The sequence below is a fragment of the Pseudomonas sp. NMI542_15 genome, assembly GCF_021283425.1.
Classification (GTDB): domain Bacteria; phylum Pseudomonadota; class Gammaproteobacteria; order Pseudomonadales; family Pseudomonadaceae; genus Aquipseudomonas; species Aquipseudomonas fortuita.
Map to the genome: position 1 here is coordinate 18,145 of NZ_JAJSRO010000017.1, position 13,241 is coordinate 31,385.

A 13,241-nucleotide genomic window follows, 5' to 3' on the forward strand; every position below is an offset into this window, starting at 1 on the left:
TCATCCCTTCAAAGGCAGTGTCAGCAGGGTAGCCAAGGCCAGCGACAACTGCAGGCCCAGGCACACTGCCTGGCGGCGCAACAGGCCCAACGCGGCCTGGCTGCGTTCAGGCCAGGCGCGGGCGTCCGTGGCCTGCGGTTTCAGTTTCAGCTCGAACAGGGCGCGGTCCAGGGCCTGGGTGTCCGCTGCCAGGTGGTTGCTGCTGGCGAGGTGGGTGAACAGTTCGGCATCCATGGCCACGCGGATGGCCCAGTACTTGTGCACTACGCCAAGCACCAGCAGCACGCCGCACAGCAAGCTTGCCAGCGTTTGAAGGGGCGCACCCAGCAACGGCGCAAGGCCGTAGGCCAGGGCCAGCAGGGTGAACCCGTCGGACACGCGTTCCAGCTGTTTGCCGCGGCCCAGCAGGCAGGCCACCACCCGCAGGTTCATGGCTGTGCTCCAAGCTGTTGCAGGGCCCGGCGGTGTGCCGGGTGCAGGACGATGCCGGGGCGGGCTTTGCGGATCAGTGCTTCGGCCTGCTGGGCGTCGCTGCAGCGGCCGGAGAGCAGCAGCCAGGCGGCCACGGCGCTGGCGCTGCGTGAATAGCCCAGAGCGCAGCAGACCAGTACGGGGCCTTGGGCGCGCAGGCGTTCGATGGCGTCGGCGGCCTGCTGTAAAAGGGCAACGTCCGGCGCTATCAGGTCCAGGGTAGGGAAACACTGATACTCAAAGGCTGGCGCGGCCGTTGTAGGAGCGGCCTCGTGTCGCGAAAGGGGCGCGAAGCGGCCCCGGTTTTTCAGCTTTGCGGCAGACATCGCCGGGGCCGCGGCGCAGCCCTTTCGCGACACAACGCCGCTCCCACAAATGTGCGCAGCAGGGCGGCTGACAGCGCACGGCAGCTCGGCGCACAAATCGACAATTGCGGCGAACGGCGTGCTGCGCCCAGGGACCCTCCCCAGATACACGCCATCGCACACCTCATCGGCCTGCGGGTGGTGCCAGGTCCAGAGCCGCGAATTGACCCACGCTCCAACCAGGTACGGTGTCAGCAGCCATATGGCCGCGCTCGACAAGCGCCCATCGGCGCCTTTCTGAAACCCGCCTGCACCGAACACGGCATAATTCAGCGCAACCAGCGCCAGCGATAGACTCGGCCAAGCCAACCACAACCAGGCACCGCTCAATTCAACGGCAGGCACTGCGCACAACACTGCGCCCAGGGCATAACAAAACGCGACCCACCAGCGCTTGGCATCCCGTGCAAAGTGCACCTGCTGCCAGGGCAGCCGCCCTTGATACGGCCACAGCCAGACGCAGGCAAACCCCGCCAGTGCCCCCGTGGGTACATCGATGAAATGGTGCTGCCAGGTGGTCAGTACCGACACCCCGATCAACGCCATCCAGCCATGCATCAGCCATCGCCAGGGCTGACGCCGCACATGCCGGGCAAACATCGTCCAGATGATCACCAGCAGCGCAATGTGCAGCGAAGGCGCCTGGTTGAACGGCTTGTCGAACCCCATTAGCACATCGAACAGCCAGCCGAACAGCCCGCCCAGCTCCGGCCGTTCGAAGGTGAACCGCAGCGGCCACAGCAGGAAGCAGGTGACACTGATCACTTGTGCGCTGAGCAGTGCCAGCGCATGCCGGTCCATTTCCTGGCGCGTACGCGGCAGCAGAAAGGACAGCCCGTAGAGCAAGTCGATCGACCAGTACGGGATGATCGTCCAAGGCCACAGCGGCATGCTGCGCTCCCAGCCGAACACCAGGCTACCGACATCACTGCGGCCGGCGGTATGGTTGTTCGCCAGCCCGTAACTGAGGAAGAACAACGGCCCCAGCAGCAGAAGCCAGAACACCCCTCGGCGTACCAGCCCAGGCTCGCGTGGTGGGTTCATTCAGCGCACCCGCTGTGCCAGGCTGACGCTGAAAATACCCCATTCATCGATGCGCTGGGCCAGCTTGCGGAAGCCGGCTGCTTCTACCAACTGGTCCATTTCGGCCTGGCTGCGGCGTCGCATCACCCAGGCCTCGCCGCCTCGGTGGCTGGTGAGCGCGCGGGCGATCATTTCCAGTTGTGGGTGCCACGGCTGGCCGGTGTAGACCAGATAACCGCCATCTTCCACTGCATCGGCCAGGCCGGCCAGCGAGTTGCCCACCAGTTGGTTGCTGGGGAACAGTTCGTAGAGCCCCGATACAACGGCCAGGGTCGGTGGCTGCTCCAGCGTGGCGAGGCTCTGGCGGTCGAAGGCATCGCCCTGGACGAAACGGGCGATGTCAGCCAGGCCCTTTTCGGCGATCAGCGCGCTGCCTTGCTGCACGTTCAGCTCGCTGTAGTCGCGCAGCAGGATCGAATCAGGCAACTGCTCAAGGTCTTGCAGGGCTTCGAGGATGTAGCGGCCATGACCGGCGGCGATATCGACAATGTGCACTGGCCGTTGTTGTTCGCGCAGCCGGTTGATGGCCAAGCGCAGCAGCTCTTCGACGTGGAGCTTGCGCTGGCGAATACCGCGCCAGCCGATAGCGTCGAGGTAGTGCTGGTCGATCAGGCGGCCCAGCTTGCCCTTGCCGGTCGGTTGGTTGCGGTACACATAGTCGAGCGTGCTGCCCGAGTCGAAGCCGGTGTCAAAGCCCAGTTTCACACCCGCAGACAGTCCCTTGCCCAGGCTTAGCCCAGCGCGGGTAGCGCGCCAGTAAAGGTCACGCGGCGAGTGGCGTGGCAATGGTGCGGCCAGGCTTTCGGCTTCGGCGCAACTGGCGCCGGTCTTGTCGGCATCGAGCAGTGAGGGCAGCGCGGCGGGGCTGGCGAAGCAATGCTCCACAAATCGCTCGATGCGCTTCAGGGCATGGGCCCGGTCACGTTCGCCAAGGGTATCGTGGAAGAAACCCGGCAGGAGGTGCATTTCCTTGCGCGTGCTGCCCAGCCGTTCGAAAAAGCGTTCCTGCGGCTGGCGCTCGACCACGAAATCGGCCCCGGATACCAGCAACTGGGTCGGTACCTGAATGGCCTGGGCATCCGCCACCACCCGGTCAGCGGCTTCGTACAGGCCCAGCAGCATGGTCACCGAAATCGGCCGGCTGATCAGCGGGTCGGCCACGTATGACATGACCCGCTCGGGGTCGTGCGTGAGCAGGCGGGGCTTGACGTAGCTGTTGACGAAGAAGTTGCCGCGCAAGGCCTTGAGCAGCTTCAGGCCCGGGCGGGCGAACGGCACGTAGAGCTTGACCTTGAACGCTGGTGAGGCCAGTACCAGGCAGCGCACCTTGGGTGCATAGTCGTGGGCCCAGGTGGCAATCAGTACAGCGCCGACGCTTTGCGCCAGCACCACCATGTCGTGCTCGGCGATGCCGTGATGTGCCTGGATATGTTCGATGAAGGTTTGCACGTCGCGCACGCTGGTGGCAAACCCCGGGCTGTCGCCACGTGCGCCTGGCGACTGGCCATGGCCGCGGGCATCCCAGGCGAAGAAGTCATAGCCCTGCATGTCCAGTTCATCGGCCAGGTGGGCCATGCGCCCGCCGTGTTCATGGCCGCGGTGGAACATCACCACGGCCCGGCGTGGCTGGTGCTCGTTGCGGGTGGCAGGCCAATGACGGTAGTGCAACTCGACACCGTCATGGGTGGAGAAGTGCAGCGCTTGCGCTTGGCGCATGATCAACGTCCTTTTTGCGGCGGCTTTGGGCTCAGCGGGTTTCGGCCAGCCCCTGGCGAACCCGGTTGTAGAGGGTATAGAGCGAGAGCGCGAGGATGACCAGCAGCAAGCCATTGACCCAGCTGCCGTTCAGCAGGCCAAAGGCGACCCCGGTGCCCAGCACGCCGAAGGCAAAGGCCCGGTCGCTTTTGCCCATGGGGCCGTCATAACGCCGCGATGCACCGGCTAGCGGGCCCATGACACCGGCGTATTCACTGAAGGTGGCACACAGCACCAGCAGCACCACCAGCGTTGGTGAAACCCCGGCCAGCAGGGCGAAGGGCAGGTACAGGGCGGCGTCGGCGATTACGTCGCAGAGTTCATTGAGGTAGGCGCCGAGGGTGGATTGCTGGCCGAACTCCCTGGCCAGCATACCGTCGACCGCATTCAGCGCCATGCGCAGCAGCATCCAGACCGGTATCAGGATGAACAGCCAGGTAATGTGGGGCAGGCTGGCCAGCAGCAGGCCCAGCAGGATCGACACCACTGCGGCGGCGACGGTGACCTGGTTGGCGGTGACACCGCGGTCGTAAAGGCGCTGGACTGCCGGGCGCAGCAGGGCCTGGAAGCGTGGTTTGAGCTGGTAGATCGATGCCACTGTGAAATCCTTTTTCGTGGTGCGATGGGAGGATTGTGTGCGACCGGCCAAAAAAATGCACTTCCTGTGCAGGAACTGCCGCTTCAACGGGTGAGGGTGGTTACCAATGCTGCGGCATAGCCCGGTAACGCCGCAAAATCCCGCGCGCACACCAGCAACTTGCGGTTGGCCCACGCCTCTTCCAGCGCCACCCAGTGCAATGGCAACACGCCCTGCCAGCGCTTCACGGCTGCCAGCGGCACCACCCCGACGCCGGCCCCGCCAGCAACCATGCGGATCACCCCATCGAAACCCTCGGCCCGCACCCGTACTTGCATGCGGCGCCCCTCGCGCAGTGCCTGCTCCTCCAGATACTGCGCCAACGCGCTACTGGCGCCCAGCCCGACATGGCCATGGACCAGGCTGTCGATGAAGCGGGGCGCGGCCTCACTGGCCAACGGGTGGCCCAAGGGCGTCACCAGCACCAGCGGGTCATCGCGAAACGGGCGGGTCTGCAGGTGTTGATTGGGCGCGGCGGTCGATACGATGCCAAGGTCCGCCATGCCCTGGGTAATCGCCTGCACGATGCGCAGGCTCGGCAACGCCTGCACATCCACGCTGACCCCGGGGTTTTCAGCCAGATAGCTGGCCAGCAGCTCCGGCAGGTACTCTGTAAGTGCTGCTGTGTTGCACAGCAAGCGCACCTGGCCCTGCTGCCCTTGCGCGTACTGGCCCAGATCAAACTGCAGGCGCTCGACCTGCTGGCCTATCAGACGTGCATGCTGCAGCAGTGCCTGGCCAGCCGGGGTCGGCTGCACGCCACGGCGGTTGCGCGCCAGCAACGGGATACCCAGCGATGCCTCCATGGCGCGGATGCGCGCGCTGGCGGCCGGCAGCGACAGGTGGCTGCGGCTGGCGCCGGCGGTGATGTTGCCGCATTCCAGGGTGTGCTGGAACAGTTTGAGGTCGATCAGGTCGAAATGCATGTGGCTCTGTCATTGCAAGAGTCTGGCTGAGTATATGGCAGATTTTCCCGCAGCCCGGAACCGGCCATCATCCGCCCATGACTACTTCGCTCGCTTTCTACCAGAACATTGGCCCGGCATTGTCGCTGCTGGTGGTACTGACCTTCCTGCTGGCGGGTGCGGTGAAGGGGGTAATCGGCCTGGGCCTGCCGACCATCGCCATGGGCCTGCTGGGCCTGGCTATGCCACCGGCGCAGGCTGCAGCATTGCTGATCGTGCCTTCGACCCTCACCAACATTTGGCAACTGGCCAGCGGCGGGCACCTGCGTGCGTTGCTGGCGCGGCTGGGGCCGATGCTGGCGCTGATCTTCATTGGCACCCTGCTGGGCAGTGCCTGGTTGGGGATCGACAGTGGTCCATGGGCCGCGCACGCACTGGGTGCGGCCTTGTTGGCATATGCGTTGTACGGCCTGCTCGGCCCAAGCTTGCACCTGGCGCCGGCGCACGAGCGTTGGCTAGGGCCGGTCTGCGGGCTGATGACGGGGGTGATCACGGCGGCAACCGGGGTGTTCGTGATACCTGCTGTGCCCTACCTGCAGAGCCTGGGCCTGAGCCGTGAACAGATGATCCAGGCCCTGGGCCTGTCGTTCACGGTTTCAACCGTGGCGCTGGCGGTTGGCCTGGCCGGGCAGGATGCCCTGGGGGGCCAGGCGTTGGGGGCTTCGCTGCTGATGCTGGCGCCCGCCTTGCTCGGCATGCTGGCCGGGCAGTGGTTGCGTCAGCGCATCAGCGCGCTGCTGTTCAAGCGTTGCTTTTTCATCGGCCTGGCCGCACTCGGCGGCCACTTGCTGATCAACGGCTAGCGGACGAGGCACTGAGCATGTCGACCCGCTGGATATCGAAATCGCGCTCCAGGTAGTCCATGCGCTTTTCAAAAAACGCCTTCATGTGCGGCAAAGCCGAGTGCACGTCCAGTGCAGCCTGGTCGGCCCACACTTCAAAGAACACGAACAGGCTTGGGTCCTGCTGGTCGCGCAGCATGTGGTACTCGATGCAGCCCGGTTCCTGGCGGCTGGGCTCGACGTAGGGGCGGAACAGGGTTTCGAACGCATCAGCCATTTCCGGGCGGGTCTTGGCTTTGAGGATGAAGGCGAACTGCTCACTCATGGGGCACTACTCGATGATGGGTGGTGAAACGATTCTAAGGCAATAATGCTTTACCCATTCGTGACTTCTGCTCAATTGTATTTTGCCCCGTCATTGCTGTATCCCAGCCCCGCGAGCCTCTAACCTGCCGGCATCAAATTTTCACTCGGCCCGGGAGGCCAGCATGAAAAAGATCCTTCTGCTTAATGGTGGTAAACAGTTCGCCCATTCCGAAGGCCGCCTCAACGCGACCTTGCACGAAGCGGCCATCGCTCACCTGGACCGTGCCGGTTACGATGTGCAGCAGACCTTCATCGACGGCGGCTACGACGTGCAGGCCGAGGTCGAGAAGTTTCTCTGGGCCGATGTGATCGTGTACCAGATGCCGGGCTGGTGGATGGGCGCACCCTGGACCGTGAAAAAGTACATCGACGAAGTCTTTACCGCGGGCCATGGCAGCCTTTACGCCAACGATGGCCGTACCCGTTCGGACCACTCGCAGAAATACGGCAGCGGTGGGCTGGTGCACGGCAAGCAGTACATGCTGTCGCTGACCTGGAATGCGCCGCAGCAGGCGTTCGATGACCCGAGCGACTTCTTCGAAGGCAAAGGTGTGGATGCCGTGTACTTCCCGTTCCACAAGGCCAACCAGTTCCTTGGCATGACTGGCCTGCCGACTTACCTGGCGGTGGATGTGATGAAGCGCCCGGATGTGCCGGCGGCGTTGGCTGCTTATGAAGCACATCTGGACAAGGTGTTCGGCAGGGCACAGCAGTAGGTTGCCTTTACCGGCCTCTTCGCGGGGCAAGCCCGCTCCCACAAGTTCTCCACAGTTCCTGATAGTTGTGCAAAACCTGTGGGAGCGGGCTTGCCCCGCGAAGAGGCCGGTAAAGGCGCCGCTGGACGTGGCCTCGACAAGCGGCTATCTAATCCTTGCGCAGACCAACCACAGGCCCAGATGTGAAAACCCGATCCGAAGAACTCCAGGTATTCGTCGCCGTCATCGACTGCGGCTCGATTTCTGCTGCCGCCGAGCAGATGGGCCAGACCCCATCCGCCGTCAGCCGCACCTTGTCGCGCCTGGAGGGCAAGCTGGGTACCACCTTGGTCAACCGCACCACCCGGCGCATGGACCTCACGGAAGAGGGCCGTTACTTCCTTGAGCGCTCGCGGCAGGTTCTGGAGCAGATGAACGAGATGGAAGAGCGTCTGTCGATGAACCGCCAGACACCCAGCGGGCGCTTGCGTATCAACGCCGCTGCGCCGTTCATGCTGCATGCCATCCTGCCGTGGATCGGCGAGTTTCGTCGCCAGTACCCCGGCATCGAGCTTGAACTGAACACCGATGATCTGATCATCGACCTGCTGGAGCAAAGCACCGATGTGGCGATCCGCATTGGCGAGCTGGCCGATTCCAGCCTGCACGCACGCAACCTGGGGTGCAGCCCGGTACAGGTGCTGGCCAGCCCGGCCTACCTTGAGCAGCACGGCACGCCGCAGCGGGTCGAAGACCTTGCCAGCCACTGCCTGCTCGGTTTCAGCCAGCCCGAATCGCTCAACCATTGGCCGCTGCGCCACGCTCAGGGTGACCGCTTCAGCATCCGCCCGGCGCTGATCGCCTCCAGCGGTGAAACCCTGCGCCAGCTGGCGTTGGCCGGCGAGGGCATCGTCAGCCTGTCGCACTTCATGACCCACGAGGACATCCGCACCGGGCGCCTGCAGGTGCTGCTGAGCGAGGCCAACAATGGCTACCGCCAGCCGATCCACGCGGTGTACTACCGCAACACCCAGCTGGCGCTGCGTATCCAGTGCTTCCTCGATTTCATCCAGCGCAAGCTGGCGATGTACGCCTGCTGAGTTGCCTGAACGCGACAGATCCTGTCCACAGGCGGCGAAATTTCCTACGGTTGATTGCACAGTCGAAACGCTTGGGTCTTACTGAGTGCTCAACAAAAACAACACCAAGGAAGTGTCATGCGTATTGTCCCGTTCCAGTACCTGGCTCTCGCAGCCGCGATCCTGAGCTGTTCCTCGGTTTATGCCGCCACGCTGGAGGGCGGCGCGGTGGCTGCACCCGATCAATATGGTGCACAGGTCGCCGCCGATATTCTGAAAAAGGGCGGTAACGCGGTAGATGCCGCAGTGGCCACTGCCTTCACCCTGGCGGTGACTTATCCGGAGGCCGGTAACATTGGCGGTGGTGGGTTCATGACCCTGTTCGTCGACGGCAAGCCGTACTTCCTCGACTACCGCGAAGTCGCGCCAAAGGCCGCTACACGCAACATGTACCTGGACGACAAGGGTGAGGTCATCGAAAACCTGAGCCTGGTCGGAGTTCGCGCTGCGGGTGTGCCAGGCACGGTGATGGGCCTGTGGGAGGCGCACCAGAAGTTCGGCAAGCTGCCCTGGAGCGAGCTGCTGACCCCGGCCATCGGCTATGCGAAAAACGGTTTCAAGGTGGCTGAAAAACAGTACCAGTACCGCAACGATGCCCAGGGCATGTTCAAGACTGCGACCAACTTCAATGACTACTTTGGCAACATGAAGGTCGGCGAGTTGTTCAAGCAGCCAGAAATGGCTCAGACCTTGGAACGCATTGCCGACAAGGGCGTGAGCGAGTTCTACCAGGGCAAGACCGCCGACCTGCTGGTGGCACAGATGCAGGCTGACAAGGGCCTGATCACCAAGGATGACTTGAAGGATTACAAAGCCGTATGGCGTGAGCCGATGGCGGTGAGCTGGCGTGGCAATGTGGTCTATACCGCACCACCGCCAAGTTCTGGCGGTGTCGCCCTGGCCCAGCTGTTGGGCATCAAGGAAGACCGCGCGGCGGACTTCAAGGGCGTAGCGCATAACTCGGCGCAGTACATTCACCTGTTGGCCGAAATCGAGAAGCGCGTTTTCGCTGACCGTGCCGACTACCTGGGCGACCCGGCCTTTACCAAGGTGCCGGTGGACCAATTGGTGGCCAAGGACTACCTGGCCAAGCGCGCCGCGCAGGTCAACCCCAAGGCCATTTCCGACACCGACAAGGTCAAACCGGGCCTTGAGCCGCACCAGACCACGCATTTCTCGATCGTGGACAAGCAGGGCAATGCGGTCAGCAACACCTACACCCTCAACCTCGACTACGGCAGTGGCGTGGTGGTGAAGGGCGCAGGCTTCCTGCTCAACGATGAGATGGACGACTTCAGCGCCAAGCCAGGCGCTGCGAATGCCTTTGGCGTAGTCGGTGGCGATGCCAACGCAATCGAACCGGGCAAGCGCATGCTGTCCTCGATGAGCCCCAGCCTTATGACCCGTGATGGCAAGGTCGAGCTGGTCATCGGTACCCCAGGCGGTTCGCGGATCTTCACCTCGATCTTTCAGGTGATGAACAACCTGTACGACTACGGTATGCCGCTGGACAAGGCGGTGGCGGCACAGCGCGTGCACCATCAGTTGCTGCCCAAGGACACTATCTACTTTGACAGCTATGCACCCCTGACCGGGCCGGTGGCGGATGAGCTGAAGAAGATGGGCTACGTGCTTGAGGACCAAGGCTGGGAGATGGGCGATATCCAGGCGATCCGGGTGGATGGGGCGAAGCTTGAGACCGCTTCCGATCCGCGTGGGCGTGGGGTGGGGATGATCGTCAAGTAAGCGGACACCTGTACCGGCCCTATCGCCGGCAAGCCAGCTCCCACAGGGATGCCGATGCCCACGAGGCCTGTGCGGTCCCTGTGGGAGCTGGCTTGCCGGCGATAGGGCCGCAAAGCGGCCCCGGGTTACCCAGGTCAGACGCGGAACTGGCTGACCAGCATTTGCAACTGCCCACCCAACCGCGCCAGCTCCACACTCGACGCTGCCGTCTCGTCACTGGCCGCCGCCGTCTGCTCGGACACATCACGCACATTCAGGATGCTGCGGCTGATCTCTTCAGCCACCGCACTCTGCTGCTCCGCCGCCGCCGCAATCTGCTGGTTCATCGACTGGATGCCCGACACCGTACTGGTGATGTTCTCCAGCGAGGCTCCGGCCTTGCGCGCCAGCTCGACGCTGCTGTCGGTCAAGCTACGGCTGCCCTGCATGGCGTTCGCCACTTGCTGGGTGCCATGCTGCAGGCTGGCAATCAGCTCTTCGATCTCTTCGGTGGACTTTTGCGTGCGCTGGGCCAAGCCGCGCACTTCGTCGGCGACCACGGCAAAACCACGCCCGGCCTCGCCAGCCCGTGCCGCCTCGATCGCCGCATTGAGCGCCAGCAGGTTGGTCTGTTCGGCCACCGACTTGATCACGTCCATCACGCTACCGATCTTCTGGCTTTCCTGCTGCAGCAGGTTCATGGCTTCGGTGGAACGGTGCATGTCCTCCGCCAAGCGCTCGATCTGGCCAATCGCTTCGCCGACCACGCGGTCGCCGGCGCGGGCTTCGTCGTCGGCACCGGTGGCGGCATGCGAGGCCTGCTCGGCGTTGCGCGCCACTTCCTGAACGGTCGCGGCCATTTCGTGCATGGCAGTGGCCACCTGGTCGGTTTCGACCTTCTGGCTGTTGGCGCCGGCACTGGTCTGCTCGGTGACCGCCGACAGCTCTTCGGCGGCGCTGGCGATCTGGGTGACGCCATCACGGATGCCGCTGATCAGCTCGCGCAGGGTGGTGCCCATGCGCGCGATGCCTTGCTGAAGCACGCCCAATTCGTCGCGGCGGGTGATGCGCGCGTGGTGGGTGAGGTCGCCGCTGGCGATCTTTTCCACCGCTACCAGGGTTTCACGCAGTGGGCCGGTGATCTGGCGGGTGATCAGTACCGCTGCCAGGATGCCGACCAGCAGTGCCAGCAGGGTAGCGATGGCCTGCAGGCTACGGGCCTGGGTGCTCTCGATGTCGCGGCGTTCCAGCTGGATCTGGTACAGCGCATCGCTGCGCTTGACGATATCGGCGCCCTGCACGGTCATTTCGGCGCGTGAGGTGGTGATGTTGGCGACCGCGTCGCGGAACTGGCGCACGGCGTCACGGTAGGCCAGTACCGCGCTTTCGAACTGTTGCAGGCGGGCGTCTTCGGTGGGCAGCTGGCGCTTGAGGTTGTCGATATCGGCTAGCGCTGCATCCAGCTGGCGCAGGGCGGCCTGCTCGTTGGCAGCGCTGTTGTCGGCAATGTAGCCGCGCACGTCGATGCGCACCTGCAGCAGTTGCTGGCGGGCCTTGCTGATCAACAGGTACTGGGCCAGGCGTACGCTGTCGGCCTCTGGGCGCGCCATGACTTCCTGACTGAGGGCGTCCATCGCCTGATCGGCGCGGGTGGCCGAGCTGTCCATGGAGACGCGGGCTGCGCGGGTGGCGTCGTAGCCTTGGCGCATCTTGTTGAGCGACACCTTGTAGGCGCTGATGGTTGCGCCCAGCTCATTCAGCAGTTTGACGTTGTCCGGGCTGTTGAAGGTGCTGGCCAGGTAGGCCTGCTGCTTGCTGAAGGCATCCAGCTTGGTCTGGGTGTTGGCGGCGGCGGCATCGTCGCCGTTGGCGATCATGTACTGCAGACGCGCAATACGCAGGTCGGTCAGGTCTTTGTTGAGCTGGCCGATGTCACCCATCCAGTTGCTGCGGTCGATGAGGCTGCCCAGGCTGGTCCAGCCAGTCAGGGCCAGCAGGCCAGTGAGGATCAGCACCAGGCCGAAGCCCAGGCCAAGTTTTAGGTTGACGCTGATGTTGGCGAACCAGCTGTTCATGCACGCACTCCAGAAGTAGTTTTCGCTCTCTTGATCTTCGATCGCAAGGCGTTGTTGTTCTGGGTGCCCGCTGACTCGTGCAGGGGTTATCGGCAATGATCCGGGAAGCTGAAACGCTTTTTCAGCAGATTTGTAACTGGATAACCAGGGGCCGCTATGCAGCCCCGGCAGTTTCAGAGGCTGCGCGCGCTGAAGGTATCGCAGCTGTTCACCTCACCTTGCGCAAACCCGGCCTTGAACCAGCGCACTCGCTGCGCCGAGGTGCCATGGGTGAAGGAGTCCGGTACCACGCGGCCGCGGCCTTGCTGTTGCAGGCGGTCATCGCCAATGGCGTTGGCCGCGTTCAGCGCTTCCTCGACGTCGCCCGGCTCCAGCCAGTTCAGGCGTTTTTGCGCCTGGTAGGCCCATACGCCGGCCAGGCAGTCGGCTTGCAGCTCCTGGCGTACCAGCAGCCCGTTGTCGCCCTCCATGCGCTGGCCGTTGCGGCGGGCGGCGTCGACCTTGGCCGAAACGCCCAGCAGGGTCTGCACATGGTGGCCGATTTCGTGGGCAATCACGTAGGCTTGGGCGAAGTCGCCGGCCGCAGCGAAGCGGGTTTCCATTTCACGGAAGAACGACATGTCCAGATAAACCCGCTGGTCTGCCGGGCAGTAAAAGGGCCCCACGGCCGCCGAGGCAAAGCCGCAGGCCGAATTGACCTGGCCACTGAACAGCACCAGCTTGGGGTCACGGTATTGCTTGCCGGCTTCGGCAAACAGCGCTTTCCAGGTGTCTTCGGTGTCGCCCAGGACCGAGGCAACGAACTCGGCTTGCTGGTCGTTGGCCGGTGGCGCCTTGCCGCCCGCACCACTGGGCGCTGTCTGCTGTTGCTGCTGCGCCATCTGGCCGGTGAGCTGGCCAAGAATCTGCAACGGGTCCTGCCCCGTGAGCCAGCCGATGCCGACGATCAGCAGAATTGCGCCGAGCCCCAGCCCCTTGCCGCCGCCGAAGCGCATGCCGCCGCCACCGCCACCTTCGCCCCGGGCATCGACCACGTTGTCGCTGCGTCGGCCTTTTCGCCATTCCATGTGTGCTCTCCCGAGCCGTGAAACAAGAAGACAAAGATTAGTTCACGGCAGCGTCAGGTGTCAGGCCAAAGTGTTCATCCATAACCATTTGGTTATGGAACTAGTGGTCGATTTCA

Annotated in this window: 12 protein-coding genes; 4 read left to right on the plus strand and 8 right to left on the minus strand. The window is 63.7% G+C overall.

From position 1 onward, the window contains the following. The 5 genes from LU684_RS21450 to LU684_RS21470 all read right to left on the minus strand — a co-directional run bounded on the left by LU684_RS21450 (nt 1) and on the right by LU684_RS21470 (nt 5,237). On the minus strand, nt 1-432 hold the full coding sequence (locus LU684_RS21450; RefSeq protein WP_023046903.1) for a hypothetical protein: 432 nt from the start codon (nt 430-432) through the stop codon (nt 1-3). Further along, on the minus strand, nt 429-1,880 hold the full coding sequence (locus LU684_RS21455; RefSeq protein ID WP_016489121.1) for a phosphatase PAP2/dual specificity phosphatase family protein: 1,452 nt from the start codon (nt 1,878-1,880) through the stop codon (nt 429-431). The genes LU684_RS21450 and LU684_RS21455 overlap by 4 nt, the downstream gene beginning before the upstream one ends. Then, on the minus strand, nt 1,881-3,635 hold the full coding sequence (locus LU684_RS21460; protein ID WP_145913672.1) for a bifunctional alpha/beta hydrolase/class I SAM-dependent methyltransferase: 1,755 nt from the start codon (nt 3,633-3,635) through the stop codon (nt 1,881-1,883). A gap of 31 nt (nt 3,636-3,666) precedes the next feature. Then, on the minus strand, nt 3,667-4,272 hold the full coding sequence (locus LU684_RS21465) for a CDP-alcohol phosphatidyltransferase family protein (protein ID WP_023046905.1): 606 nt from the start codon (nt 4,270-4,272) through the stop codon (nt 3,667-3,669). 83 nt (nt 4,273-4,355) lie between these two features. Next, nucleotides 4,356-5,237: a LysR substrate-binding domain-containing protein gene (locus LU684_RS21470; RefSeq protein ID WP_060517397.1), complete on the minus strand. Its 882-nt coding sequence runs from the start codon at nt 5,235-5,237 to the stop codon at nt 4,356-4,358. A 77-nt stretch (nt 5,238-5,314) separates the two neighbouring features. On the opposite strand from LU684_RS21470, the gene LU684_RS21475 reads away from it, so the two are divergent. Further along, complete coding sequence (locus tag LU684_RS21475) at nt 5,315-6,079, plus strand: sulfite exporter TauE/SafE family protein (RefSeq protein WP_023046907.1); 765 nt, start codon at nt 5,315-5,317, stop codon at nt 6,077-6,079. Here the strand turns inward: LU684_RS21475 and LU684_RS21480 are convergent. Beyond that, the gene (locus tag LU684_RS21480) at nt 6,069-6,383 is read right to left on the minus strand and encodes a putative quinol monooxygenase (RefSeq protein WP_023046908.1); all 315 of its coding nucleotides are present in this window, start codon (nt 6,381-6,383) and stop codon (nt 6,069-6,071) included. The two genes, LU684_RS21475 and LU684_RS21480, sit on opposite strands and share 11 nt — an antisense overlap. A gap of 163 nt (nt 6,384-6,546) precedes the next feature. On the opposite strand from LU684_RS21480, the gene LU684_RS21485 reads away from it, so the two are divergent. The 3 genes from LU684_RS21485 (at nt 6,547) to ggt (ending at nt 10,004) form a co-directional block, all read left to right on the plus strand. After that, nucleotides 6,547-7,140, plus strand: coding sequence for an NAD(P)H-dependent oxidoreductase (locus LU684_RS21485; protein WP_016489115.1), 594 nt, complete (start codon nt 6,547-6,549; stop codon nt 7,138-7,140). Nucleotides 7,141-7,322: 182 nt separating this feature from the next. Continuing rightward, on the plus strand, nt 7,323-8,219 hold the full coding sequence (locus tag LU684_RS21490; protein ID WP_016489114.1) for a LysR family transcriptional regulator: 897 nt from the start codon (nt 7,323-7,325) through the stop codon (nt 8,217-8,219). A gap of 117 nt (nt 8,220-8,336) precedes the next feature. Beyond that, the gene (gene ggt / locus LU684_RS21495) at nt 8,337-10,004 is read left to right on the plus strand and encodes a gamma-glutamyltransferase (protein ID WP_016489113.1); all 1,668 of its coding nucleotides are present in this window, start codon (nt 8,337-8,339) and stop codon (nt 10,002-10,004) included. 134 nt (nt 10,005-10,138) lie between these two features. Here the strand turns inward: ggt and LU684_RS21500 are convergent, their stop codons facing one another. After that, nucleotides 10,139-12,058 (minus strand): HAMP domain-containing methyl-accepting chemotaxis protein, encoded by a 1,920-nt coding sequence (locus tag LU684_RS21500; RefSeq protein ID WP_060517399.1) that lies wholly within the window; start codon nt 12,056-12,058, stop codon nt 10,139-10,141. A gap of 173 nt (nt 12,059-12,231) precedes the next feature. Beyond that, on the minus strand, nt 12,232-13,125 hold the full coding sequence (ypfJ, locus tag LU684_RS21505; RefSeq protein ID WP_016489111.1) for a KPN_02809 family neutral zinc metallopeptidase: 894 nt from the start codon (nt 13,123-13,125) through the stop codon (nt 12,232-12,234). Between the last annotated feature and the right edge of the window lie 116 nt (nt 13,126-13,241).

Coding starts and splice junctions, on each gene's coding strand:
- LU684_RS21500 (WP_060517399.1), bottom strand. CDS start 12,058: ATGAACAGCTGGTTCGCCAACATCAGCGTCAACCTAAAACTTGGCCTG.
- LU684_RS21455 (WP_016489121.1), bottom strand. CDS start 1,880: ATGAACCCACCACGCGAGCCTGGGCTGGTACGCCGAGGGGTGTTCTGG.
- LU684_RS21475 (WP_023046907.1), top strand. CDS start 5,315: ATGACTACTTCGCTCGCTTTCTACCAGAACATTGGCCCGGCATTGTCG.
- ggt (WP_016489113.1), top strand. CDS start 8,337: ATGCGTATTGTCCCGTTCCAGTACCTGGCTCTCGCAGCCGCGATCCTG.
- LU684_RS21460 (WP_145913672.1), bottom strand. CDS start 3,635: ATGCGCCAAGCGCAAGCGCTGCACTTCTCCACCCATGACGGTGTCGAG.
- LU684_RS21480 (WP_023046908.1), bottom strand. CDS start 6,383: ATGAGTGAGCAGTTCGCCTTCATCCTCAAAGCCAAGACCCGCCCGGAA.
- LU684_RS21470 (WP_060517397.1), bottom strand. CDS start 5,237: ATGCATTTCGACCTGATCGACCTCAAACTGTTCCAGCACACCCTGGAA.
- LU684_RS21450 (WP_023046903.1), bottom strand. CDS start 432: ATGAACCTGCGGGTGGTGGCCTGCCTGCTGGGCCGCGGCAAACAGCTG.
- ypfJ (WP_016489111.1), bottom strand. CDS start 13,125: ATGGAATGGCGAAAAGGCCGACGCAGCGACAACGTGGTCGATGCCCGG.
- LU684_RS21485 (WP_016489115.1), top strand. CDS start 6,547: ATGAAAAAGATCCTTCTGCTTAATGGTGGTAAACAGTTCGCCCATTCC.